The sequence below is a fragment of the Paraburkholderia phenoliruptrix genome (assembly GCF_902859825.1).
GTDB classification, from domain to species: Bacteria; Pseudomonadota; Gammaproteobacteria; order Burkholderiales; family Burkholderiaceae; genus Paraburkholderia; species Paraburkholderia phenoliruptrix.
In genome coordinates, this window is record NZ_CADIKB010000015.1 from 1 (window position 1) to 25,228 (window position 25,228).

Genomic DNA, 25,228 nt, shown 5'->3' on the forward strand with positions numbered 1-25,228 from the left:
GCAGGCCGTAGTGGCCGAACCCGTCACGTATCGCCAGATCGCGCAACGTCCGCCAAAGGTCAAAGCTTCACCATAATGTGAAATTGTGGAGCTAAATGGATAGCCCTTATAGATATACAGTATAGTGTTCAACTGCACGCGGGCCGTGGCGTCCAAGCCGCCGCTCCGTTTCACCGAACTTGCGCGGTCGCGAGGCGTCCGTGAGAGGTGGCCCACTCATTCAGACGGTCGAAAAATTGTCAGCCAACGGCATTATCAAGATTCGCGGCGCTCGCCAGCACAACCTGAAGAACGTCGATCTCGACGTGAAAACCGGCGAAATGACGGTCGTGACCGGTCCGTCCGGTTCCGGCAAGTCGAGCCTTGTTTTCGACACGCTGTACGCAGAAGGGCAGCGGCGCTACGTCGAGACCTTTAGCGCGTACGCGCGGCAGTTTCTGGACCGCATGGACCGGCCGCAGGTCGACCGGGTGGACGGCGTGCCGCCCGCTATCGCGATCGACCAGACCAATCCGGTGCGCAGTTCGCGCTCCACCGTCGGCACCATGACGGAGCTCAACGATCACCTGAAGCTGCTCTACGCGCGCGCGGCCGAGCTGTTCGACCGCAAGACGGCGCGCCTCGTGCGGCACGACACGCCCGAGACGATCTACGCGGAGTTGCTCGAGCGCACCGCCGCGGGCGATCCGCGGCTCGTCGTCACGTTCCCGGTGGAGTTGCCCGAGTCCGCATCCGAACAGGAAGTCGAGCAATGGCTGTCGGCAAGCGGCTACACCCGTGTGCAGGCGCAGCGCGAGGTGGATTCGCCAACCGGCAAGCGCAAGCTGCTCGACGTGGTCGCCGACCGCTTCCGGGTGCGCCAGGCCGACAAGCAGCGGGTGATCGAGGCGGTCGAGGCGTCGCTCAAACGCGGCGGCGGGCGTGTCAACATCTACGTGCTGCCGGCTGCGGATGCACCGCTTGCGCCGCAAGCGCAGCAGCCGGAGCCGGAAATCTGGCGCTTCTCGACGGGGCTGCATAGCCCGGAGAGCGACTTGCGCTATGCCGATCCGCAGCCGGCGCTGTTCTCGTTCAACTCGGCCTACGGCGCGTGCGACGTGTGTCGCGGCTTCGGCCGCGTGATCGGCGTCGATCTCGGCCTCGTCATTCCGGACGCGCGCAAGACGCTGCGCGACGGCGCGATCAAACCGATGCAAACGCCCGCGTGGAAGGAGTGTCAGGACGATCTGATGCGTTACGCGGCAAAGGCCGACATCCGCCGCGGCACGCCGTGGGGCGAACTGACGGATGCGGAGCGCGACTGGGTGATCAACGGTTCGCCGGACTGGAACGGCAAGTGGCAAAGCCAGTGGTATGGCGTCAAGCGCTTCTTCGAGTATCTCGAATCGAAAGCGTACAAGATGCATATCCGCGTGCTGCTGTCCAAATACCGCAGCTACACGCCATGCGAAACCTGCGCGGGCGCGCGGCTGAAAACCGAATCGCTGCTGTGGCGGCTCGGCAGCAAGGCGAATGCGGACGAAGTCCTGCCGCCCGCCGCGCGCTTCATGCCGCGCGGCGTCGAATGGAACCGCGCGCAGCTCGAGGCGCTGCCGGGCCTGACCGTGCATGACCTGATGCTGATGCCGATCGAGCGCATTCGCCGCTTCTTCGACGACATCACGTTGCCGAGCGCGTTGCTCGACGACGCGCTGAAGCTGCTGCTCGCCGAAGTGCGCACGCGCCTCAAGTATTTGTGCGACGTCGGGCTCGGTTACCTGACGCTCGACCGCCAAAGCCGCACGCTGTCGGGCGGCGAAGTGCAGCGCATCAATCTGACCACCGCGCTCGGCACCTCGCTCACGAAAACGCTCTTCGTGCTGGACGAGCCGAGCATCGGCCTGCATCCGCGCGATCTGAACCGGATCGTCGAGGCCATGCATCGTCTGCGCGACGCGGGCAATACGCTCGTGGTGGTGGAGCACGACCCCTCCGTCATGCTGGCTGCGGACCGGCTCATCGACATGGGGCCGGGCCCGGGCGAGCGGGGCGGCTCGATCATCTTCGACGGTGCACCGGAGTCCATCCGCGCGTCGGGCACGCTGACCGGCGACTATCTGGGCGGCCGCCGCCATGTCGCGGATGCCGCGCACTGGTCGCGGCGCCTCGTGGATGCGAGCACGCCGCGCATCGTGCTGGAAGGCGCGACCGAGCACAATCTGCGCGACGTCACAGTGGAGATTCCGCTGGAGCGGCTCGTCTGTGTGACAGGTGTGTCGGGCTCGGGCAAGTCCACGCTGCTGCAAGACGTGCTGTACCCGGCCATGGCGCGGCATTTCGGCCTCGCCACCGAAGCGCCGGGCGCGTTCCGCAGTTTGACGGGCGCGGACCAGGTCACGGACGTGGTGTTCGTCGACCAGTCGCCGATCGGCAAGACCGCGCGGTCGAACCCGGCCAGCTACGTGGGTGCGTTCGACGAAATCCGCAAGCTCTTCGCGAAGGCGCCGCTCGCGCAACAACGCGGCTACGGGCCAGGCATGTTCAGCTTCAACTCGGGCGACGGCCGTTGTCCGACTTGCGGCGGCTCCGGGTTCGAACACATTGAAATGCAGTTTCTGAGCGACGTGTACCTGCGCTGTCCGGATTGCGACGGGCGCCGTTATCGCGCGGAACTGCTCGAAGTGAAGATCGAGCGCGGCGCGCCGGCGCGCGCGTTGAGCATCGCGGACGTGCTGGAGCTGACGGTCAGCGAGGCTGCCGCCTACTTTGCCAACGACGCTGACGTCTTGCGCGTGCTGCAGCCTATCGTCGACGTCGGGCTGGAATACGTGAAGCTCGGTCAGCCGGTGCCCACGCTTTCCGGCGGCGAAGCGCAGCGCCTCAAGCTCGCGGGCTTTCTCGCCGAATCGGCGCAGGCGCGCAGCGGGCGCGGCGCGAAGCAGGCTGTCGCCAAACGGCTCTTCATGTTCGACGAGCCCACCACCGGACTGCATTTCGACGACATCGCGAAGCTGATGCAGGCGTTCGGCAAGCTGCTGGCAAGCGGCCATTCGCTGATCGTGATCGAACACAACCTCGACGTGATCCGTGCGGCCGACTGGATCATCGACCTCGGGCCCGAAGGCGGCGACGGCGGCGGCCGCGTGCTGTGCGCCGGCACGCCGGAGGAGGTCAAGGCCTGTCCGGAATCGCACACCGGCGAGGCGCTGCTGCAGTACGACCGCGCAATGAACGCGGTGGCGGAACCGGCGAACGCGGCTTCGCCGGGCATCCCGCTGCAGAAGGCGCTGAGCGCGGCACGGGCGCGGCGTGCGATCGAGGGCGAGGACGTGGTGCGCATCGTCAATGCGCGCGAGCACAACCTGAAAGCGCTGGACGTCGATATTCCGCACGGCAAGTTCAACGTCATCACCGGCGTGTCGGGTTCGGGCAAGTCCACGCTCGCGTTCGACATTCTTTTCCACGAAGGGCAGCGCCGCTATCTCGAATCGCTGAATGCTTACGCACGCTCCATCGTGCAGCCGGTCGGGCGCCCGGAAGTCGACGCCGTGTACGGCATTCCGCCGACCGTCGCGATCGAGCAGCGGCTGTCGCGCGGCGGTCGCAAGAGTACCGTCGCGACTACTTCCGAGGTATGGCATTTCCTGCGCCTGCTCTATGTGAAGCTCGGTTTGCAGCATTGCATTCATGACGACACGCCGGTCACGTCGCAAAGCGTCGAGTCGATCGCGGCGCAGTTGCTGCGCGACCATAAGGGGCAGCACGTCGGTTTCCTCGCGCCGCTCGTCGTCAACCGCAAGGGCGTCTACACCGACCTTGCGAAGTGGGCGAAAGCGCGCGGCAATACGCATTTGCGGGTGGACGGCGAGTTTGTGCCGGTCGACCCGTGGCCGAAGCTCGACCGCTTCCGCGAGCACACCCTTGAATTACCGGTGGCCGACCTGATCGTCTCGGCGGACAACGAAGCGCAACTGCGCGAGGCGCTCGACCAGACGCTGGAAATCGGCAAGGGCGTGATGCATCTGCTTGCGCCGCTCGACGGTTTGCATGATGCGATGAACGGCGGCCTGCCCACCGCGAAGCTCGGCGCCGTGAAGGTGCTGTCCACGAAACGAGCGTGTCCGGTGTGCGGCACGAGCTATCCCGAGCTCGACCCGCGCATGTTCTCCTATAACAGCAAGCACGGCTGGTGCACCACCTGCGTCGGCACGGGGCTCGCGCTCACGCGGGAGCAGCGCGCCGCCTATGACGACACGATTGTCGTCGACGACAATCGCGGTCGCGAACAGAGCTTGCCTTCAGAGGAGCAGGAACCCGAAGGTCTGGTGGACGAACCGTGTCCGGATTGCTCGGGCACGCGTCTGAATCCGACCGCGCGAGCGGTCACGTTCGACGCGCAGGCCATTACCGACGTGGCGCAATGGACCGTGTCGGACACGCGTGCGTGGATCGACAGTTTGCACATGACCGGCCGCGACGCCGAAATTGCGCGCGACGTGGTCAGCGAAATCGGCAGCCGTTTGCAGTTCCTCGAAGAAGTCGGGCTCGGCTATCTGAGCCTCGACCGCGCGGCGCCCAGCCTGTCGGGCGGCGAGGCGCAGCGCATCCGGCTGGCCGCGCAATTGGGCAGCAACCTGCAAGGCGTCTGCTATGTGCTGGACGAGCCGACCATCGGCCTGCATCCGCGCGACAACCAGATCCTGCTGAACGCGCTGCGCAAGCTGGGCGACAAGGGCAACACGCTCGTGGTGGTCGAGCACGACGAAGACACGATCCGGCGGGCCGATCACATCATCGACATCGGGCCGGGTGCCGGCAAGCGCGGCGGCACGTTGATCGCGCAAGGCAGTGTGGCCGATCTGTCGGCGCAGCCGGAGTCGTTGACCGGGCAGTTTCTCGCCGCGCCGATCGTGCATCCGCTGCAGCCGCGCCGCAAGGTCGTCCCGCCGGGCAAGCGCACGGCGGCGGTGCCGGAGAACTGGCTGACCGTGCACGGCGGCAAGCTGCACAATCTGCGCAACGTGACGGTCGGCATTCCGCTGTCTCGGCTCGTCGCGGTGACGGGCGTCAGCGGCTCCGGCAAGTCCACGCTCGCGCGCGACGTGCTGATGGCGAATCTGCTCGACGCGGTGGGGCGCTCGGTGTTGTCGTCTCCGGCCACGCGGCGCGCACGCGCGGCGGCGGCCGAAGAAAAGCCGGCCGTGAACCGCCGTGCCAGTGTGCTCGCGCGCAGTGCGCCGCGTGCGCCGCTGAACGTCACGCATGTCTGGCAAGGCTGTGATTCGATCACGGGCTGGGAAAGCATCGACCGTGTGCTCGAAGTCGATCAAACACCGATCGGCAAGACGCCGCGCTCGTGTCCCGCAACGTACATCGGCGTATGGGACGCCATTCGCAAGCTCTTCGCCGGCACGCTGGAGGCGCGGGCGCGCGGCTACACCGCGTCGCGCTTTTCGTTCAATACGGGCGAAGGCCGGTGCCCGGCGTGTGAAGGGCAGGGCGTGCGCACTATCGGCATGAGCTTTTTGCCGGACGTGAAAGTGCCGTGCGACGTGTGCCATGGGCAGCGCTTCAATCCCGAGACGCTTGCGGTGACCTGGCGCGGCAAGAATATCGGCGACGTGTTGACCATGGAAATCGACGAGGCCGTCGAGTTCTTCGCGCCTATTTCCAACATCGCCCACCCGCTGCAGTTGATGAAAGACGTGGGGCTCGGCTACCTCACGCTCGGCCAGCCGTCGCCGACGCTGTCGGGCGGCGAGGCGCAGCGCATCAAGCTCGTCACCGAACTCAGCAAGGTCCGCGACGACATCACGCGGCGCGGTCAGAAAGCGCCGCACACGTTGTATGTACTGGATGAGCCGACGGTCGGCCTGCATATGGCGGACGTGGCGAGGTTGATTCGCGTGCTGCACCGTCTGACGGATGGGGGACACAGTGTCGTCGTGATCGAGCACGATCTCGATGTGATCGCCGAGGCCGACTGGATCATCGACCTGGGGCCGGAAGGCGGAGTGGGCGGGGGCACGATCGTCGCCGCCACGGACCCGGAGGGCATTGTCAGCGTCCCCGAAAGCCACACGGGCGTTGCCCTTAAACCGGTGCTCGCACGCACCGGGAAGGGCGAAGCCGGCCGCGTGCGTGACGAGCCGGGCGAAGGCACTCACGGTTAGCACCCCACTTTACGAGTGTAAAGGAAGGCAGGCCCGCATCCCGATCCGGGACGCGGGCCTGCAGCTGCTTGGGCTCACACGAACGCTTTGCGTCTCGCGGGAATCGTCAGACCCATCCCGAAAGCTCGCTGTAGGTTCAACCGGTTTCAAGTCGGACGAATGCCGTTTTGATGTTTCAGAACTGAAACATTTTCGATTCGCAAAACAAGTCGATATAAATTGATAATTCCGCCATTTGAATCTGTGAGGCCCCATTGGCAATAAGCATGCGGGCGATTCAGGATTCACGAATAACAAATTCAATTAAAAGGGACAACGTCGCGGGTCCGGTTGTTCAGCTTTGAAACATTTCTGAACATCTCCGAATCAGCAGCAGAAGTGCCGCAATGCATATCGCATTGTGAACCGCCCGCCCGCCGAGGAGGCGCGCAGCCGCCCCGGACTTGGGTCTCACGGCGCCGGTTCGGGGAAGCGGTATGTTTTTCCGCCGCATATCCACTCACCGCTATTTATTACTTGCATCAAATGAGAATACTTTTCGTCGTACCTTTAATCACATGCTATTTCGATTGTTTTCAAATTTACTAATGCGATTCATTCGGCTAACATCGCTGATAATCCATGAAGCGGCGTTTGCCGATGTCAAATTGCGATTATCAGTTCGCTGATATCGTCGGACAACGCGCGTCCTCGTCCAACCAAGTAGACATTTTGAGGAAGACCATGTCCCACATTCACGTCGACTCCGCGAGGGTTACCTGGTTACATGCGCCGAGTGTCAACGTCCGCACCGCGGCGCGCCGAATTGGTGTGCTGCTGTTCGACGGCTTCTGGCTGCTAGGCCCGGGCACGGTTGTCGAGATGTTCCAGACCGCCAACGAACTGGCCGGCAAACGGCCCGGCGAAGAACCGCCCTATGAGGTGCAGTTCCTGTCGCTCGACGGCGGCAGCGTGCCCAGTTCATCGGCTGCGCGCATCTGGACCGATCGCATCGACACGCGCTTCGGAACAGGCTTCGACGTTCTGTTTATCGCCGGCGGACACGGCGCGCACCAGGCGGCCCACGACCAGCGGCTGCTCGGCTGGCTGCGCTCGGTGCAGGCGCGTACGCGCGCAATCGAAACCATCGGCGAAGGGCGGCTCGTGCTGGAGGCCGCCAATCCCGGCGATCCCGAGGCGCTGCAGATCGGCCGCTATGGCCATGGCGCGGCGGACGCCATTCTGAGTGCGTCCAACGACCGCAACGACTGCGCGCGCAGCGCGCTGATGTTCATCAAGCGCGATCTCGGCGCCGAACTCGCGCGCAGCGTCGCGGAGCGCGTGATGCCGGGCATGGCCGCAACGTGGGTGCCGCTGCCCGCTGAGGGCGGGACGTTGAGCGTCGCCGAGAAGATTCGCGCGGCGGCGCGCTGGATGGAAGCGAACTGCGACCGGCCGGTCTCCGTTGCGGACGCGGCTCAGGTCGCCGCCATGAGCGAGCGCAATTTCCTGCGGCGCTTCAAGCATGAAATGCACGTCACGCCGTCCGACTATCTGCTGCAGGTGCGGCTGCGCATTGCGTGCAACTTCCTGACCGAGACCGAACTGCCGGTCGACAAGATCGCGCGGCGCAGCGGCACCGGCAACGGCGACCGTCTCGCGAAGATTTTCCGCAAGCGCATGGCCTTGTCGCCCACCGAGTACCGCGCCCGCAGCCGGCTTGCCTCGTCGGAGCTCTGACACGCACCCGCGCCTGCCAGGCAGGCGCGCGTCATGACCGCCACTCGCGCGCCGCGGTGGCATCGGTCTTTGTCGGGCAGCTTCTTACGGGCACAGTGGCATGGGCAACCAGGTGTTGGCAACGGCACTACCGGAAGTGAAACTCATCGAGCCCGAGGTGTTTGGCGACGAATCCGGTTTCTGTTACGAGAGCTTCAGCGCGGACGAGTTTGTGGACGACGTCGCACGCGGATTCGACTTCGTGCAGGACCGGCATCTGCGCGCGGTGCATGGCGTGCTGCGCGGCCTGCATTACCAGGTGCAGCGCCCGCAAGGCCGCCTCCTGCAGGTCGTGGTCGGCGAGATCTTCGACGTCGCCGTGGACGTGCGGCTCAATTCGCCGAACTTCGGCAAATGGTGCGGCGCTTATCTGAGCGCCGGCAATCATCGGCAGGTGTGGGTGCCGCCAGGCTTCGCGCATGGCTTCGTGGTGCTGTCCGACGTGGCCGAATGCCTGTGGAAGGCCACCGAATACTGGTTTCCGGAGCTCGAACGCTGCATCGTGTGGAACGATCCGGACATCGGCATTGAATGGCCGATTGACTTCCAGCCGATTGTCGGCGCGAAGGATGCCGCCGGGCGGCGGCTGTACGAAGCGGAGAACATGCCGTAGAGGGCTGGGGCCGGCCTAACGCGCCGCCACCACCGAGCCGACACTCGCGGCGACCACGAACAACGTGCCCGCGATCTGCAACATGCCCATCGGCTGATGCAGCACGATGAAGCCGGCCACTGCCCCAATGGCCGGCTCGACACTCATCAGGATACCGAACGATCCAGCCGGCATATGGCGCAGCGCCACCATTTCCAGCGCGTAGGGCAGGAGCGGAACCAGGATCGCGAGCCCCGCCGTGGCAGCGAGTTGGCCGGCCGCGACATGCAGTCCGCTTTCCGCGAGACCGAAGGGCGTGGCAACGAGCGCCGCCGCAATGAGCGAGACCGACAGACCCTCCAGACCGGCAAACAGCTTGCCGGTCTTTTTCATCAACACGATGTAGCTGCCCCAGCCGCAGGCCGCCGCGCATGCCAGCAAGACGCCGAGGGGCTCGCCGACCCAGCCGGCGTGATCGCGCGACAGCAGCACGACGCCGGCGATCGCGAGCGCCGGCCATAGCAGCGCACGGGCGCGGCGCACCGCAAGCGTGGCGACTGTCAGCGGACCGAGAAAGTCGATGGCCACCGCCAACCCGAGCGGAATGCGCTGCAGCGCCGCGAAAAAACATAACGTCATGCCGGCCATCGCGGCGCCCAGCGCACCCGCGGCCAGCCAGTGCGCACGCGAGTAGCTGCGAAAGCGCGGGCGCACCAGCACGGCGAGCACGAGCGCGGCCCAGCAAAGACGCAGCCATGTAGTGCTGAGCGAACCGTACACGGCCATTGTCGGTGCGGAAAGGGCGGCGCCGAACTGCACGCTCGACATGGACAACAGGCACAGCAACGCCGCGCCCGCGGCGGCGCTGGCCGGCTTCGCCACGGCATGAGTCGGGTCGGCTGCGCACTTGATCGTCGTGTCCTGCATGGTGCCTCGTTGTAGAGCGGTGAAATGCAGCGGTGAAAGCGTCCACCTATCTTATCGGCTCCCTCGCTACTAAGATAAGTTGATATTTCTTATGGCGACTTCAGGAATCGTGATGACCCGTGACCTCGACAGCAGTCTGCTTCGCACCTTCGTCACCGTGGCCGAGACGGGAGCGGTAGGCGTGGCCGCGAGTCGCCTTGCGCGCACCCAGGCGGCCGTGAGTATGCAGTTGCGCCGTCTCGAGGAGGATCTCGGCCAGCGCCTGCTCGACCGTTCGCCGCGCGGCGTGCAACTGACGGAAGCGGGTCATCTGCTGCTGCCGTATGCGCACGCGATCCTCGGTGCGGGCGCCGATGCACGCCGCGCGCTCTGCGCGGGGCAGGTGTCGGGCACGGTGCGGCTCGGCATGCTCGAGGACATCGCCGTGGGTCGTCTGCCGCGCGCGTTGCGGCGCTTCTCCATTGCCTATCCGCGTGTCGCGCTCGAAATCGTCGTGGACAGCAGCACGGCATTGTCGAAACGACTCGCGGACGGCGGTCTGGATGTGGCGGTCGCCGATCCCGCGCTCGTCGCCGGCACGCCGCTCTTTACATGGACACAGCCGCTCTTCTGGGTCGGCGCGCGCGGCTATGTGCGCGAAGCGGAGGCCGCATTACCCGTCGTTGCGTTCGGCGGACCGTGCCTGTGGCAGCAGCATGTGCTCACGGTGCTGCGCCGCGCGGGCATCGGCTGGCGGATCGTCTGTACGAGCACGAGCTTGCCGGCGGTGCAGTCGGCGGTGGAAGCGGGGTTGGGTGTATCGGTCTTGCTCGAAGGCAATATTCGTTCGGAGTCCATGAAGATTCTCGGCCGCGCCGAGGGCTTGCCCGATGCACCCGCCGCGGACTTCGGCCTCTTCATGCGCGAGGTCGCCGGCGCCCAGGCGGCTGCCGTGCAGACGTTACAAGGCTTTCTCTGCGAGGAACTGCATATTGGCTTGCCTTCGCACACGCACGGTAGCGAGGCGCGTGTGGAATCGGAGCAATGACGGCGAGGGGACGGGTGGACGGTGACAGCGTCGAGCGATGCCGAACAGCGCTGCGGTGTTGCGTTCGAGCATGACGGCACCAGGTCTGACGCGCCGCACATGCTGCGTTGCGGGAAGCCCGCCGCGCGAGCGGCAACTATTGCAATACACCGTGGCAGCTATTGCAACAGGTCGCTCGCACGCGCGCCGGGGCGGGTATTCCTCCGCTTATACGGTCGATGCGGTCGTCAACGCCGCATCACGCCCATCAGCAAGGTGACGAGGAAGATCACCACGAAGATGAAGAACAGCACCTTCGCGATCTCGGACGCGCCGGCGGCGATGCCGCCGAAGCCGAATACCGCGGCGATGATGGCGATGACGAAAAAGATTGCTGCGTATCGAAGCATGAGGCCTCCCACCGATGAATTGCTGGATTGACGTTAAACGGCGACTCGCGGGCGGCACCGCGTGGCTTTCCGCGAGCGATGTGCCGGCGAGCGAAGTCGAGCAATAGCTGTGCCCATGCGCGGCGCGGGCGGGCGGAGGTGTGACCGGCTAGCAGCGAACCGGGAGATCGCCTTGGACTGTCGTTTGACCGCAACAACGCGCCGCGCCGCGCGCCGCGCTTGCTGAGGCGCATCGCGCAGGCGGAACGCGTGTCGAGGAGCGCGGCGCCTCATCCACGACGCAATGAAAGCCAACGCCTTTTCACCGACGGCAACGTTTGCGCATGCCAATAAACGCGTGGATTAAAACATTTCGCGTGCAACCCAATAATCGCTGCGCTGCGACGACACGCCGGCTCCGCAATTAAACGGTTAATTAAGCTTTAACAGAATTTGACGAAGATTAAAGCATTTCGCATTTTTGAACAGCCAAAATCGCCGCTCGGCGTCAAAAGCGGTGTAAAAAAATCGGCGAGTGTGCTTGCCAAGTGCTTCCCAAAGGCGCCAGAATGCGCGCTAGACGGATGCTTCGAGTGCTTGGTCGTCGCAATGAAATTCAGGCGCAAACCGGGCAAAAATGCCGAATTGCGCGCAAATGATGTTTGCGATAGGCGCAATACGGGTGATGCGCGGGGCGAAAAAGACTATTCGTTTGAATCAACAATAAATAGAAGTATCAGGGTGCGCGCATTGCAATGTTTCGTCATGCCGCAACCTGCGGGGCGTCACGCATAAAATCAATACGGGCCGGGGGTGGCTATGTCAACGAAAGTATTGTCGATTTTCGGCACGCGGCCGGAAGCCATAAAAATGGCGCCGCTCATCAAGCAGATGGAGGCCGATGCGGGAATCGACTCCGTGGTGTGCGTCACGGGCCAGCATCAGCAGATGCTCGACCAGGTGCTCGAGCTTTTCGCCATCGAGCCGGATCATAATCTCGCGGTCATGACCGCGAACCAGACGCTGAACGGCCTCGCGTCGCGTCTGATTGCCTCGCTCGACGAGGTGCTCGCGAGCGTCCAACCCGATCGCGTGCTCGTGCACGGCGACACGACCACGGCATCCGCAGCGGCGCTCGCCGCGTTTCACCGCCGCATTCCGATCGGCCACGTCGAAGCAGGCCTGCGCACGCGCGATCTCGCGCAGCCGTGGCCGGAAGAAATGAGCCGCCGCATCGTCGACGTGATGAGCGATCTGCTGTTCGCGCCGACGCCGAGTTCGAAGGAACGGCTCGCGGAGGAGACGTTGCAGGGCCGCGTCGTCGTCACCGGCAATACCGTGATCGATGCGCTGAATCTGACGGCGGCGCGGATCGACAGCGACGCGGCCTTGCGCGCGTCGCTCGATGCACGTCTGCCGTTTATCGACGGCACGCGGCCCATGCTGCTCGTCACCGGCCACCGTCGCGAGAGTTTCGGCACGGGCTTCGCGAACATCTGCGCGGCGCTCGGCGATCTCGCCGACCTCGGCACCGTGCAGATCATCTATCCGGTTCATCTGAACCCCAACGTGCGCGGCCCGGTGCAGGCATCGCTCGGCGCGCGGCGCAACGTCCATCTGATCGATCCGCTCGACTATCTCGGCTTTGTGCGCCTGATGCAGCGTGCGTCGCTGATCCTTACCGATTCGGGCGGCGTGCAGGAAGAAGCGCCCGCACTCGGCAAGCCGGTGCTCGTCATGCGCGACGTGACCGAGCGTCCGGAAGCAGTCGCTGCGGGGACGGTGCGCCTCGTCGGCACGCAGCGCGAGGCGATTGTGCGCGCCGTCAGTGCACTCGTGGACGACCCGCGCGAGCGCGAACGTTTCGCACATCGTATGAATCCGTATGGTGACGGCGAGGCGTCCCGGCGCATCGTGGCCGCGCTGACCGGGCGCCCGTTCGACGAGTTCGCGCCCGCCGCGGCGGACGTTTCGCCTGCGAGCTCGACGGCCGGTGCGATGGCTGATGCGGCGGCCCAGCGCCTCCCCGCGACCGAGTACGCGAAGTAAAGAAGCGCGAGCGCGCAGGCGGTCTTTGCCAAGGAACGCAAACACGGCAGGCAAATGACGCACGCAAACACAGGTCGTGGTTTCAGAGAAGCCGCGCGCGTGCCGATATCACGGACAGGACGACTGACGAAACGGGGCACGCCCCGCGGCGGCCGTCGAAGTCCGGCAGATTGCGCCGCCCACGGCGGACCGCGGCAGCTTGCCGCCTTACCGCGCGCTCATTCAACCATGCCGGGCAACGCCCGCTTTGCCGCCCGCAGGCCCATCCAGATCAAGACAACATGATGCTCACTACGCTACGAATCCAGGCCCGCGAGGGCCGCCCAACCCGCCGCGCCGGCCTCCCGGGCTCGCGGTTGACCGCGTGCGCCGCGCTGCTATTCGCCTTCAGCGCCCACGCCCAGCAACCCGCCGACATCGCCGGCAGCTTTGCGCAGTTCGGCCATGGCCGTCTGGCAAGCCGCAGCATCTCGCTCGCCGAACTCGGCATGCGCGAGCCGCTCGTGCTGCACGCCCCGGATGCCCGCCAGGAACTGTATCTGCCGGTGCCGGCCGGCGTGCCGCTCACGGACGCCAGTTTGCAGATCGACGGCAGCTATCTGCGCGGCAACGGCGGGCGCACCACGATGCTCGTTTCGCTCGACGGCTCGCCCGTGCTCTCGCGCAGCCCGGCGCAGGAGCAGGGCGACGGCTCCGCGACGCTCGGCGTGGACGGCGCTCCACGGCCGAGCGGCTTCGTGCGCGTCGGTCTCGACTGGTCGTCGCTGATCAACGACAACATCTGCGCGGACCAGACCGCGATCGGCAACGTCTGGCGCATCGCGCCGACCTCGCGCCTCACCTATCGCTACGATCCCGAAGCGATTGTCGATCTGCGCGGCGCGTGGAGCGCCTTGCCGCACAAGCCGGTCGTGATGCTTAGCGCACGCAGCGTCGCCGCGCCCGCGTTCAACGCCGGCTGGCGCGTCGAGGCGCTGCTGCAGCGCGACGGCCGCACGCCCGCCACGCGCGCGTGGCCCGCCGCCGGCGACACGGTGGATCTGTCGAACGTCGACGTGCCGGCGCCGCTGCGCGCGATTCCCGCTTTCGCCGCGCTTGCCGCGGGCGGCTCGCACAAGCTCGCGAACCCCGCCGAAGCCGGCGCGCTAGTCGCGCTCGCGCCCGGCGCCGCCTTTGCACCCGACGTCATCGTCGCCGACGACGCGCTGCGCGCGAGCCTGAAGACCTCGCTCGACGCCTTGCGCGAACAGGTGGCCGGCGTCTCGCCCGCGGCGGCCGAGGCCTTCGACGCCTGGCGCGCGCGCGCCGTCGATCCGGTGGCGCAGCCGCTCGCCGCCGGCGAAGTGCGCGTCGCGCATGTGGGCGGGCAGACGGCCATCGTGGTCGGCGACAACGACGGCGTCGCGGTGCTCGCGCATACCTGGCGTCCCATCGACGTGGCGAGCCGCCTCGTCGTCCATCAGATCGACAATGCGCCGGATACGCGCGGCGACCAGATCGCGCTGTCGCTGCTCGGCGGCGAGCCGCGCACGCTCGACGTGCAGGTGCGCGCGAGCTGGGACGCGAGCTTCGACCTCGGCGCGGCCTCGGGCAACGGCAAACTGCCGGATGCCGTCGTGCTCGACGTGGCTGCGGCGCCCACGCTCGACAACTCCGGGCAGACCGCCTCGGTGTATTTCAACGATGTGCTGATCGGCTCGCAGCTGCTCAACGCGAACGGCAAGCTGCAGCGCATCACCGCGCACGTGCCGCGCTTCGCGCTTGCGCCGCGCAACCAGGTGCGCGTCGAATTCCAACGCCAGCCGGAAGGCGGCTGCCGCGCACGCGATCAGGGCCATCCGATCGCGGTTCTGCCGAGCAGTCATTTGCGTCTTGCCGACGCCTCCCTCGGCGACGATTTCACCGGCATGGTCGCGCGCTTTGCGTCGCAAGCGGAAGTCATCGTGCCCACCGCCTATCTCGGCAACGCGACCGAGGCGCTGCCGCGCATCGCGCGTCTCGCGAATGCGAGCGGCATTGCGCCGACGCGCGCGGGCTTCAGCGTCGCGCGTGACGGCGATGCGGTGAAGCCACAAGGCGCGTTTCTCGCCGCGGACGTCGCGCTCGCCGACGAAAAGAGCATTGCGCGTCTGGCGAAGGACCGCCTGTCGTTCACCGATCCGTCGGGCAAGATGCTCGCGGACCTGTCGGGCCTGAACCGCGTCGGCGTGATCGAGGTCGTGAGTTCGGGCGGCGTGCAGGGGGTCTCCTATCGCACGGTGGGCGACACGCCGGCGGTGTTGCCCGCTTCGCTGCAGCTCTCGCGCGGCGACGTCGCGATTGTCGACGGCAGCGGCACGCTGCGCCAGTTCGATACGCGTCACCCGGGGCAGGTGGTCGACGCGAGCGACATCGACGGGCCGTGGATCATGCAAAGCTGGGTGCGCTGGGGCGTGCCGGCCGCGCTGATCGGCCTGCTGCTCGTGCTGCTGCTGATCGCCAATATCGCGCGCCGCAGGAACCGGGACAAGTTGTGAGCATCGCGTTGATCAAATGGTATGCGGGCTACGCGTTAGCCCACTACTACCACGGGCTCGAATACGTCGCCGCGCTGGTCGCGTTCCTGATCGTGCTCTCGAGTATCGACGATCTGTTCATCGATCTCTGGTACTGGAGCCGCATGCTGTACCGCCGCCTGACGGTGGAGCGCACCTATAAGCCGCTGACCGCCGCGCAGCTCTACGAGCGCGAAGAGCAGCCGCTCGCGATCATGGTGCCGGCGTGGCACGAGTACGACGTGGTGGCGGCGATGATCGAAGATCTCGTGCGTGTGATGGATTACCGCAACTATGTGGTGTTCGTCGGCACCTACCAGAACGATCCGCAGACCATCGCCGAAGTGGAGCGCATGCGCCGCCGCTACAAGCAGCTGCGCCGCGTGGAAGTGCCGCACGACGGACCGACCTGCAAGGCCGATTGCCTGAACTGGGTGATTCAGGCGATCTTCGCTCACGAGCGGGAGGCGGGCATCGAGTTCGCGGGCGTGGTGCTGCACGACAGCGAGGACGTGCTGCACCCGGTCGAATTGCGCTTTTTCAATTACCTGCTGCCGCGCAAGGACATGATCCAGTTGCCGGTCGCGTCGCTCGAACGCAACTGGTTCGAGCTCGTGGCCGGCACTTACATGGACGAGTTCGCCGAGTGGCACGCCAAAGACCTCGTGGTGCGCGAGAGTCTGGTGGGCTCGGTGCCGTCGGCGGGCGTGGGCACGTGTTTCTCGCGGCGCGCGCTGCTGTCGCTGATCGCCGAGACCGACAATCAGCCGTTTAACACCGAGAGTCTCACCGAAGACTACGACGTGGGCGCGCGTCTCGCGAAAATGGGCATGCAGTCCATTTTCGCGCGCTTTCCCGTGCAGTTCGCGACCCGCCGCAAGGCCTGGTTCGGCTTCGGCGCCGAACGCGACATTACCGTGACGATGCCTTTGTGCGTGCGCGAATTTTTCCCCGATACGTTTCGCACGGCTTATCGTCAGCGCGCGCGCTGGACGCTCGGCATCGGCTTGCAAGGGTGGAAACAGACGGGCTGGACCGGTTCCCTCGCGAATCGCTATCTGCTGTTTCGCGACCGCAAGGGTGTCGTGACCGCGTTCGTCGGCATCATTGCGTATGCGCTCGTGGTGCAATTCCTGCTGTTCGCGGGCGCGAGTCTCCTCGGCCTCATGCCCGAACTGATCGCCTCGCCTTTCGCCGACTCGCCGTGGCTGCGTGCGCTCCTGTGGGCCAACGCAGTGGCGCTCGTATTGCGCGTCGTGCAGCGCATCTACTTCGTTACGCGTCTGTACGGGTGGGAGCACGGCGTGTTGTCCGTGCCGCGGATGGTGGTCGGCAACTTCATCAATTTCATGGCCGTCGCGCGCGCGTGGAAAATGTTCATCGTGCACCTCGCGACGGGCAAGCGTCTCGCGTGGGACAAGACCATGCACGACTTTCCGTCGGCGGAGGGGTTCAACAATCGTCGTCAGCGTCTCGGCGAACTGCTGCTGTCGTGGCAGGCCATCGATCCCGACAGGCTCGAAGCCGCGCTCGGCGAGAGTCATGCGCGCGAGGCGCCGCTTGGCCGCGTGCTGATGGCCAAGGGCTGGCTCGACGAGGAAACGCTCGCCGAAGCGATTGCGTTCCAGACCGATCTGCCGCGCGGCCGGCTCGACCTCGAGCGCCTTCGCGACGACGCCGCGTGTTTGCCGCTCGAGACGATCGTGCGGCACCGGGTGCTGCCGCAAATCGACGCCGCGCAGGGCCGCACGATTCTTCTGACGGCGAGTCCGCTTGCCGACGAGGTGATCGCCGAGCTGAGCGCGCTAATCGACGGGCCGGTGGCCGAGCAGATCGTGCGCGAGGGCGAAATTGCGGCGGGCTTGCGTGCGCTGCGCGGCGTGGATATTTCTGCGCCGGCGGAGGCGGGCGCGAGCGCTGGCTACGCGACCGCGCGCAGCGTGCCGCTGATCGGCGATCTGCTGATCGAACACGGGCATGTGCGCCGCGAGGACTTCGAAGCCGCGCTGCAGCACTATCGCCCGGACCGGCATGGCCGCATCGGCGACTATATGGTGGCGCGCGAGGTGATCTCGCTTGCCGCGCTCGACAACGTAATCCAGGAACAGCGCCGCCTGCAGGCCGCGTTGGCGGCGACAGAATGATCGACACGATTCTCAGGCGGCGCATCGACGCGCCGCGCACGGACGCGGCTCCGGTTTCGCCGCGTTTTCGGGGGCTTTTTGCAGCGACGCGCGATGTGGGCGACGCAACGCATGCGGAGCATGCGGACTATGCGGACGAATGCCGGCTTCGCAACGGTGCAACCCCATTCGTGCTGCGCGCGATTGCGGCAGTCGCGGTGGCGGGCGCGTTAGGCGTGGTGCCGACTGCCCACGCGCAGAGCGGGGCGACGTCCGCGCAGAACCCGCTGCCGCTGAGCGGCGCGGCTTACCGTGTCGCGCAGGAGGCGTACGCCGCGTACGCTCGGGGCGATTATGCGGGCGCCGTCGCGCGAACGCGCGAGGCCATTCGCCAGCGGCCCGACGTGGTGTCGCTGCGCGTGCTGCTCGCCAATTCGCTCGCCGCGCAGCGTCGTTATGGCGAGGCGAGCCATTCGCTCGGGGACGCCATCGCGCAACTCGGTCCGGACTCCGCGTTGACCTCGCGACGCAAGCAGATCGACGCGTTGAGCGCATCGACGCGCGCGGTGGCGCGCGGCGGCCGTCAGCAGGCGGGCGATCCGAATGCGTTGAGCGGCGCGGCGCTGATCGCCGCCCAGCAGGCCTACAAGGCGTATGCGGCGAAAGATTTCGCGGCGACCGTGAAGTATGCAAACGACGCGCTCGCGCTGCGCCCCGATCTGCTGCGCCTGCGTCTGCTGCTCATCGACGCGGCGAGCGCGTCCGGCGACGATGCCGGCGCGTGGGCCGCCGACCTCGACGCGGTGAAGCGTTTCGGCGATAACGACGAACTGCGCTTGCGGCGTGGTTTCATCGGCAGCCGGCTCGCGCCGAAGTCCGCAGCGGCCTCATATGAAGCGCGCCAGCAGGGCGACTTCGCGCGCGCCGCGGCGCTCGCGCGCGACGCGGTCTCCTATGCGCCGGAGCGCATCGGCTACCGGCTGCAATTGATCGACGCGCTCTTCGCCGCGAACGACCTGCCGGCCGTCCAGGCTGCTGCAAGCGCGGCCAGTGCCGCCAGTGTGGGCCGCGTCGCCGGCGTCGGTCACCCCGCCGATGACGCGTCGCTCATGCCGCTCACGTTGCGCGGCTATGCACTCGCCGCCCAGGGGCGCATGGCGGAGGCGGACGCGGACTTCGCCCGCGTGTTGCAGGCGAACCCCGCGAGCGAGCGGGACCAGCGCGTGGCGCGCACGATCATCGCCGACGTGCGGATCGCCGCCGGCGAGCCGCAGCGCGCGCTCGACGTGCTTGCCCCGTTATCCGCCAAAGGCGACGACACGGACGCCGCCATCGCGCTACGGCGCGCGCGGGCGCGGGCGGCGCTGACGCATCCGGTCGCGAGTTCGCTCGATCCGCTGCGCCGGCCGATCATCGAATGTCTGCTCGACGAATACGGCTCGAGCTGCTATGTGCATCCGGCGGACCCGGGGTTTGCCGCGGCGCGCGCTGCGCAGAAGGCATCGGCGGCGAAGGATCAGGCGGCCGCGCTGCGCGATGCGCGCGAAGCGGTGCAAGCCGCGCCGGACGATCCGCAGCATCGCGTGGAACTGATCAATACGCTGGTGGCCGCAGGCGACACGCGCGAGGCCGACGATCAGGCGCGCTACATGGTCGATGCGGGCATGCTCGACGCGCTGCCGGACATGCCGGCGGCCTACAGCGCGCAACGCGCGGGCAACGGCCGCGTGGCCTACGAGCGCTTCAGCATGGCCGACAAGGCCGGCGCATTGCCGCCAGGCGCGGCCGCGGATGCCGGTTATGCGGCGATGCATGCGCATCGCAACCGCGAGGCCGCGCAGTATTTCGAGCGGGCCATCGACGCGAGTGCGGCAACCGTGCCGGATAGCGAAAGCGTGGCCACGCCGACAGCGAGCGCCACGCCCACCCCGACGCCTGCCCAACTGAACGACCTGCGCAGCGCGCACGCCGACGTCACACGGAACTGGGGCTTTAACGCGTCGCTCAATTATCGCGGCGCGGGCATGCAGCCCGGCTATGCATCGTCGCCGACGCCAGGCACATCGAACAATTGGCAGGGCGGCGTGGAAGCCTACTGGCGGCCGTTCGGCAGCCTCGGCGAGCGGATGTTCGAGGTCTATGCGCGCGGCTACGAGAGCTTCGGCGTGAAGAACGGCGGCGCCACCGGCGTCGATACCTTAGAGGCGACCCTCGGCGCGCGCGCGAAACCGTTCACGCAGATCGACGCGATCGTCGCGTTCGAGCGCATCATTCCGATCGGCTCACGCGTGAATCCCGACTGGCTCGCTCGCCTCGCGTATTCCGGCGGCTTCGGCACCGAGCGTCGCGTGGACGTGCCGGCATGGTGGACCGCGCGCCTCTACGCGGAGACGGGCGCCTATCTGAACGCGGGCTCCGTGTATGCCACCACCAACCTGCAGCTGGGCCGCACCTTCCGCATGGACAGCTATAGTCCGAAATGGACGGTGTTCCCGTATCTGGTGGTGGGGGCGGACTACGATTCGAGCATCGACCACAGCATTCCGCTCGGTGCGGGCGTCGGCATCTCGACGCGCTACTGGTTCCGCGACAGTCAGTACGATGCGCCGCGCTCGTTTGTCGATCTGTCGGTACAGTACCGGCTGAAAATCACCGGCGACGATCGCGCTCGCGGCGTTTTCTTCGGCGCTGTGTTTGCGTATTGAGCCGGCGCGGCTATGTTTCGATGTACCGAGGGTCATGTCGAAGGCTGACGACAAAGCGATGTCCGATTCCCCGGATGACCGCGCGCAGGCGGCGCGGCCGGGCGCGCCGCGCTTTCTGCGCTCGGCGCGCCGTCGCACGCTGCTCGCCGCGGGCGCGTTGAGCGCACTGCTCGGCGGCTGTGCAACCCGCCCTGCCGGCGATGACGGCCTCGCGCAAGGCATCGTGTGGCAACCCGACGCCGGTCACCTCGACCCGCGCGGCGATTGGGAGCGCCTCGGCATTAGCGATCTGCTGGTGCAGTGGACAGCGGTGGACGGTACGGCTTATCTGCCGGGCGTGAATGCAGCGGCGCGTTCCGGCTCTTCGGCTCCCGCGGTGCCCGATGGCCTCGACACCGCGCGCCGTTTGCCCGACTGGACACGCATTGCCAACGAGCCGTGGGCGCGCAACGTGATCGTCGGTCTTGCCGGCCGTTTCGACGAGACGTCGGCGCGCGCCCAGGCGGCACAGCTGATCGCGCAATCGCAAAGGCTCGCCGCCGCACGGCCGCCGGTTCGCGTGGCGGGCTATTACTTTCCGGTCGAAGTCGATCCGACCTGGCAAGGCGCGGCGGCGCTCGGGCCTTTGCTCGACCGGCTGCCGCGGCCTTTGTGGATCAGCGTCTACGATAATTCGAATATCGGCGGGGAGGCGCTTGCCGCGTGGCTCGACGGCTGGCTGCCGCATGACGTGGGCGTGTTTTTCCAGGACGGCTGCGGCCTGTATACGCGTGGTCCGGCTGCCGCCCGCGCGTATGCCGACGCGCTGGCTGCGCGGCTCGGTGCGCGTCGCGTGAGAATCATCGCCGAAGCGTTTCGCCCTGCCGCGGGCGCCGCGTTTCGCCCGGCGAGCGCCGCGGAGCTTGCGCCGCAGTTGCAGGCGTACCGCGGCCATCGCGTCTATCTGTTCGACGGTCCGCACTATGTGTCCGCTCAGCTCGTGCAGGAATTGCTGACGCTTGCGCGGTCGCCGAGTTAGTGCCAAGGCGCAGGCGCTTCACCGCAACTGCGTCACCGCCAGCAACAACACCATGCTGCCGATCGCGCCGTCCAGCACGCGCCATGCGCCGGCGCGGCGAAACAGCGGCGCGAGCGCACGCGCGCCGTAGCCGAGGCCGATAAACCAGACACAGCTCACGGCCATCGCGCCGACGGCGAACGCGACGCGCGCGCCGTCCGGCTCGCGCGCTCCCGCCGTGCCGACCAGCAAAAACGTGTCCAGATACACATGCGGATTGAGCCACGTAAAGGCGAGCGTCATGAGAATGATCGGCATCGCGCGTTGGGCGGCTGGGGCCGCGGCGTTCGAGCCGGCGTCCATCACGGCGTGACCGGGCCGCACCGCCCGCCGCAGCGCGTTGATGCCGAACCACGCGAGGTAGGCGAGCCCGACATACAGCATCACGTGCACGAAGACCGGGTAGCGCTCCACCAGCACCGACGCGCCGCCCACGCCCGCGCTGATCAGAATGCAGTCCGACAGCGCGCACAACGCCACGATCTTGCCGACGTGCGAGCGCATGATGCCTTGCCGTAAAACGAAGGCGTTCTGTGCGCCGATGGTCACGATGAGCGACGCGCATAACGCCGCACCGTGAGAAAAAGCCAGCCAGTTCATAGTCGATCCAGTAGACGGGAGAAGCGAACCTCGCTAGTCTGCGGATCTCGGGTGTATAAGAGAAGCTAATTTATCTAACGCCGATTAAGGAACGCTAATGCTGGACTATGCGTTGCTCGACGCGCTCGCGGCCGTCGTGCGCCACGGTTCGTTCGACCGCGCGGCGAGCGAACTGAACGTCACGCCGTCGGCGGTCTCGCAGCGCGTCAAGCTGCTCGAGGAGCGGGTGGGCAGCGTGCTCGTCAAGCGCGGCCAGCCGTGTGTCGCGACCAACTCGGGCGCGTTGCTGTGCCGTCATACCGAACGCGTGAGACTGCTCGAAGCCGAGCTGACCGGCCGCGTGCCCGCCTTGCCGGGCGGTCTCGTGAAAGCGTGGCCGACACTGCGGGTGGCGGTCAACGACGACAGCGTGGGCACGTGGTTCATCGACGCCGTGGCGCCGTTTTGCGCGGAGCGTCAAATGCTGCTCGACCTTGTGATCGACGATCAGGACCACACCGCCGAGCGGATTCGCGACGGCAGCGTGCAGGGCGCGGTGACGACCCAGGCCGAGCCGGTGCAAGGCTGCCGCTCCACGCGGCTTGGACGCATGCGTTACCTCGCGGTCTGTTCGCCGGCGTTTCTCGCGCGTCATTTCGCGGACGGCGTCACGCGCGACAGTCTGCGCCGCGCGCCGTGCATGGACTTCAATCCGAAGGACCAGTTGCAAAAGCGCTTCATGCGCCGCATCACGCGGGCGGACGTGGACCCGCCGCTGCACTGGATTCCGCACGTCGCCGGATTCCTGCGTGCCTGCGTGACGGGGCTCGGCTGGGGCATGTGCCCCGAGCGCATGATCGTCTCGCACCTCGCGAGCGGCGAACTCGTGCCGATGGCGCCGGGCAAGCCTATCGACGTCGATCTGTACTGGCAGAGCTGGCGTCTGTCGATTGGCTGGCTCGACGATTTCGGCGCGGTGTTGCGCGAGCGCGCGGCTGAGTTTCTCGATTAGGTTCGCGCGTCCGGCCCGGAAATTGCGCGGGCTGATGACGCGCGGCTAGAGCAGCAGCTCGATGGAGTGAAAGAGGCGCCGCTGCTCCGGGTCCTGCGAGCGCGCGCCTTCGTCGATCACTTCGCGCAGGCAGTCCAGAAAACAGGTGGCGGCCGGACTCGCGGGCGCCCCGCGGCGCGCGGTGATGCTGACGATGGTTTCGTCGACCGTTTCGCGCAGCGGCAGCGCCCACAGGTTTTCTTTCGCGAGCGTCACCTCGACGAGCGGCCACGGAAAGATGCTCAGCATGTCGGTATGCGCGAGCAAGCCGAGCACGACTGCGAGCGAGTGCGCAAGATGAATGGTGTCCGGCACGCGCATGCCGCGCTTGCGAAACAGGTTGTCCGAGATCGACTCGCGGCTTGCCGGGTCCCAGTTCAGCACCCACTCGGCGTCTTCGAGTTCGAGCAGCGTGCGGCAACCGGCTTTCGGATGATCGCGCCGGGCGACCACCGCCGAGTGCGTCGAAAAAAGCGGCGTGTTGTGAAACTCTGAGGCCGGCGACGCGGGCGGCGGACGGCCGATCGAAAAATCGAGGCTGCCGTCGCGCAGGCGCGGCTGCACGACCGCGAGCAGGCCTTCGAAAAACTCCAGCTGCACTTCCGGCATGCGTCGGCGAAAGCGCTGCACGGCGGCCGGCAGGAACGTGAGCGCGACCCACGGCGTGACGCCGATCGACAGCTTGCCCGCCGCCGCGCCGCGCATCGCCTCGATTTCCGCCTCCGCGCGCTGCAGTTGTCCCAGCACGACGCGCGCGTGCACGACGAGCGTGCGGCCGAACTCCGTGAAAGCGGCGCCGCTCGCGCTGCGCACGACGAGCGGCGCGTGCAGATCCGCCTCCAGTTCGCGCATGGCCTTGGTGACGGCAGCGGGCGAAAGCCCGAGCGTGCGCGCGGCGGCCCGGATACTACCGGTATCCGCAATCGCCGCCAAGGTGCTGAGCTGATGGAGTTTCATTCGAGGGTTTTCACGTAAGGTGGCAACCAGCAGTTGCTGCCGTGACGATTCTACGCCTGCCTCTCAAAAAAACGCGTGGCTATGCTGGATCAATGCACTCATGTGCATTGATATGTGCATTGATAAAAGGAGACGGATTGTGAACACCATGGTCATTCCCGCAGGCATCGCCGAACTCGAAGACGAGATGATCGCGCTGCGGCGCCGCATCCACGCGCATCCGGAGCTCGCCTACGAGGAGCACGCCACCGGCGATCTGGTCGCCGAACGCCTGCAGGAGTGGGGCTACGGCGTGCATCGCGGGCTGGGCCAGACCGGCGTGGTCGGTCAGTTGAAAGTCGGCAGCGGCACGCGGCGCCTCGGCTTGCGCGCCGACATGGATGCGCTGCCGATCCACGAAACGACCGGGCTGCCGTACGCGAGCAAGGTGCCCGGCAAGATGCACGCCTGCGGTCACGACGGCCACACGGCCATGCTGCTCGCCGCCGCGCAGCACCTGGCGCGCGAGAAGTGCTTCGACGGCACGCTGAATCTCATTTTCCAGCCAGCCGAAGAGGGCCTCGCGGGCGCGCGCAAAATGCTCGAAGACGGGCTCTTCGAGCAATTCCCCTGCGACGCGGTGTTCGCAATGCACAACATGCCGGGCTTCCCGAGCGGCAAGTTCGGATTCCTGCCGGGTTCGTTCATGGCTTCGTCGGATACGGTGATCATTACCGTGACCGGGCGCGGCGGTCACGGCGCGGTGCCTCATAAGGCGGTCGACCCGGTCGTGGTCTGCGCGCAGATCGTGCTCGCCTTGCAATCCATCGTGTCGCGCAATATCGCGCCGCTCGACATGGCGATCATCACCGTCGGCGCCATTCATGCCGGCGACGCGCCGAACGTCATTCCCGAAACCGCCGAAATGCGCCTGTCGGTGCGCGCGCTCAGGCCCGAGGTCCGCGACCATCTGCAGGAACGCATCACGGCGGTCGCGTACGGACAGGCGGCCGTGTACGGCGCGCGGGCGAAGGTGGACTATCAGCGCCGCTATCCGGTGCTCGTCAACGACGTGGAGATGACCCATCTCGCGCGGCAGGTCGCGCTCGACTGGCTGGGCGAAGAGGGCGTCATCCGGGACATGCAGCCGCTCACCGGCAGCGAAGACTTCGCCTTCCTGCTCGAACGCTGCCCGGGCAGCTACCTGATCATCGGCAATGGTGACGGCGAGGGTGGCTGCATGGTCCACAACCCGGGCTACGACTTCAACGACGCGTGTCTCGCGACCGGCGCGGCGTACTGGGTGAGGCTCGCACAGACATTCCTTGTCTGACGCGACGGCTCGCAGCCCGCACAAGCCGCACAACGGA

At 66.5% G+C, this 25,228-nt stretch carries 15 protein-coding genes; 11 read left to right on the forward strand and 4 right to left on the reverse strand.

Features of this window, described 5'->3' with window-relative positions:
* The first annotated feature begins 236 nt into the window (after window positions 1-236).
* From uvrA to rfbC, 3 genes are all read left to right on the forward strand, one after another.
* Complete coding sequence (gene uvrA / locus HV711_RS16700; RefSeq protein WP_035478708.1) at window positions 237-6,152, forward strand: excinuclease ABC subunit UvrA; 5,916 nt, start codon at window positions 237-239, stop codon at window positions 6,150-6,152.
* Between the two features lie 723 nt (window positions 6,153-6,875).
* Window positions 6,876-7,871: a GlxA family transcriptional regulator gene (locus HV711_RS16705; RefSeq protein ID WP_035478710.1), complete on the forward strand. Its 996-nt coding sequence runs from the start codon at window positions 6,876-6,878 to the stop codon at window positions 7,869-7,871.
* 100 nt (window positions 7,872-7,971) lie between these two features.
* Complete coding sequence (rfbC, locus tag HV711_RS16710) at window positions 7,972-8,523, forward strand: dTDP-4-dehydrorhamnose 3,5-epimerase (protein ID WP_013587919.1); 552 nt, start codon at window positions 7,972-7,974, stop codon at window positions 8,521-8,523.
* A gap of 15 nt (window positions 8,524-8,538) precedes the next feature.
* On the opposite strand, the gene HV711_RS16715 is transcribed toward rfbC, so the two are convergent.
* Window positions 8,539-9,429 carry an EamA family transporter gene (locus HV711_RS16715; RefSeq protein WP_013587920.1) on the reverse strand — a complete coding sequence of 297 codons (891 nt, stop codon included), beginning with the start codon at window positions 9,427-9,429 and terminating at the stop codon, window positions 8,539-8,541.
* 112 nt (window positions 9,430-9,541) lie between these two features.
* On the opposite strand from HV711_RS16715, the gene HV711_RS16720 reads away from it, so the two are divergent.
* A complete protein-coding gene (locus HV711_RS16720; protein WP_035478649.1) occupies window positions 9,542-10,456 on the forward strand; it encodes a LysR substrate-binding domain-containing protein in 915 nt (304 codons plus the stop codon).
* 227 nt (window positions 10,457-10,683) lie between these two features.
* Here the strand turns inward: HV711_RS16720 and HV711_RS16725 are convergent, their stop codons facing one another.
* Window positions 10,684-10,845: a DUF1328 domain-containing protein gene (locus tag HV711_RS16725; RefSeq protein ID WP_013587922.1), complete on the reverse strand. Its 162-nt coding sequence runs from the start codon at window positions 10,843-10,845 to the stop codon at window positions 10,684-10,686.
* 798 nt (window positions 10,846-11,643) lie between these two features.
* On the opposite strand from HV711_RS16725, the gene wecB reads away from it, so the two are divergent.
* The 5 genes from wecB to HV711_RS16750 all read left to right on the forward strand — a co-directional run bounded on the left by wecB (window position 11,644) and on the right by HV711_RS16750 (window position 21,253).
* The gene (gene wecB, locus HV711_RS16730) at window positions 11,644-12,873 is read left to right on the forward strand and encodes a non-hydrolyzing UDP-N-acetylglucosamine 2-epimerase (RefSeq protein ID WP_035478652.1); all 1,230 of its coding nucleotides are present in this window, start codon (window positions 11,644-11,646) and stop codon (window positions 12,871-12,873) included.
* A gap of 281 nt (window positions 12,874-13,154) precedes the next feature.
* Entirely contained in the window at window positions 13,155-15,389 is a 2,235-nt protein-coding gene (locus HV711_RS16735) for a cellulose biosynthesis cyclic di-GMP-binding regulatory protein BcsB (protein ID WP_035478655.1), read from the forward strand.
* On the forward strand, window positions 15,386-17,551 hold the full coding sequence (locus HV711_RS16740; protein ID WP_035478657.1) for a glycosyl transferase family protein: 2,166 nt from the start codon (window positions 15,386-15,388) through the stop codon (window positions 17,549-17,551). Before HV711_RS16735 ends, HV711_RS16740 begins: the two co-directional genes overlap by 4 nt.
* Window positions 17,548-20,235: an NfrA family protein gene (locus tag HV711_RS16745; protein ID WP_035478659.1), complete on the forward strand. Its 2,688-nt coding sequence runs from the start codon at window positions 17,548-17,550 to the stop codon at window positions 20,233-20,235. The genes HV711_RS16740 and HV711_RS16745 overlap by 4 nt, the downstream gene beginning before the upstream one ends.
* Window positions 20,236-20,269: 34 nt before the next feature.
* Window positions 20,270-21,253, forward strand: coding sequence for an alpha-amylase family protein (locus tag HV711_RS16750; RefSeq protein ID WP_035478660.1), 984 nt, complete (start codon window positions 20,270-20,272; stop codon window positions 21,251-21,253).
* An 18-nt stretch (window positions 21,254-21,271) separates the two neighbouring features.
* On the opposite strand, the gene HV711_RS16755 is transcribed toward HV711_RS16750, so the two are convergent.
* Complete coding sequence (locus HV711_RS16755; protein ID WP_015002292.1) at window positions 21,272-21,892, reverse strand: LysE/ArgO family amino acid transporter; 621 nt, start codon at window positions 21,890-21,892, stop codon at window positions 21,272-21,274.
* A gap of 97 nt (window positions 21,893-21,989) precedes the next feature.
* Between HV711_RS16755 and HV711_RS16760 the strand changes: the two genes are divergently transcribed.
* On the forward strand, window positions 21,990-22,883 hold the full coding sequence (locus HV711_RS16760) for a LysR family transcriptional regulator ArgP (protein ID WP_035478661.1): 894 nt from the start codon (window positions 21,990-21,992) through the stop codon (window positions 22,881-22,883).
* A gap of 45 nt (window positions 22,884-22,928) precedes the next feature.
* Here the strand turns inward: HV711_RS16760 and HV711_RS16765 are convergent, their stop codons facing one another.
* Complete coding sequence (locus tag HV711_RS16765; RefSeq protein ID WP_035478662.1) at window positions 22,929-23,879, reverse strand: LysR substrate-binding domain-containing protein; 951 nt, start codon at window positions 23,877-23,879, stop codon at window positions 22,929-22,931.
* 139 nt (window positions 23,880-24,018) lie between these two features.
* Here HV711_RS16765 and HV711_RS16770 point away from each other — a divergent pair, with 139 nt between their 5' ends.
* Entirely contained in the window at window positions 24,019-25,191 is a 1,173-nt protein-coding gene (locus HV711_RS16770) for a M20 aminoacylase family protein (RefSeq protein WP_035478663.1), read from the forward strand.
* Window positions 25,192-25,228: the final 37 nt, after the last annotated feature.

Excerpts from the sequence above, each read along its gene's own strand:
- HV711_RS16705 (WP_035478710.1), top strand. The coding sequence starts at position 6,876 with ATGTCCCACATTCACGTCGACTCCGCGAGGGTTACCTGGTTACATGCG.
- rfbC (WP_013587919.1), top strand. The coding sequence starts at position 7,972 with ATGGGCAACCAGGTGTTGGCAACGGCACTACCGGAAGTGAAACTCATC.
- HV711_RS16715 (WP_013587920.1), bottom strand. The coding sequence starts at position 9,429 with ATGCAGGACACGACGATCAAGTGCGCAGCCGACCCGACTCATGCCGTG.
- HV711_RS16720 (WP_035478649.1), top strand. The coding sequence starts at position 9,542 with ATGACCCGTGACCTCGACAGCAGTCTGCTTCGCACCTTCGTCACCGTG.
- HV711_RS16725 (WP_013587922.1), bottom strand. The coding sequence starts at position 10,845 with ATGCTTCGATACGCAGCAATCTTTTTCGTCATCGCCATCATCGCCGCG.
- wecB (WP_035478652.1), top strand. The coding sequence starts at position 11,644 with ATGTCAACGAAAGTATTGTCGATTTTCGGCACGCGGCCGGAAGCCATA.
- HV711_RS16735 (WP_035478655.1), top strand. The coding sequence starts at position 13,155 with ATGATGCTCACTACGCTACGAATCCAGGCCCGCGAGGGCCGCCCAACC.
- HV711_RS16745 (WP_035478659.1), top strand. The coding sequence starts at position 17,548 with ATGATCGACACGATTCTCAGGCGGCGCATCGACGCGCCGCGCACGGAC.
- HV711_RS16750 (WP_035478660.1), top strand. The coding sequence starts at position 20,270 with ATGTCGAAGGCTGACGACAAAGCGATGTCCGATTCCCCGGATGACCGC.
- HV711_RS16755 (WP_015002292.1), bottom strand. The coding sequence starts at position 21,892 with ATGAACTGGCTGGCTTTTTCTCACGGTGCGGCGTTATGCGCGTCGCTC.
- HV711_RS16760 (WP_035478661.1), top strand. The coding sequence starts at position 21,990 with ATGCTGGACTATGCGTTGCTCGACGCGCTCGCGGCCGTCGTGCGCCAC.
- HV711_RS16765 (WP_035478662.1), bottom strand. The coding sequence starts at position 23,879 with ATGAAACTCCATCAGCTCAGCACCTTGGCGGCGATTGCGGATACCGGT.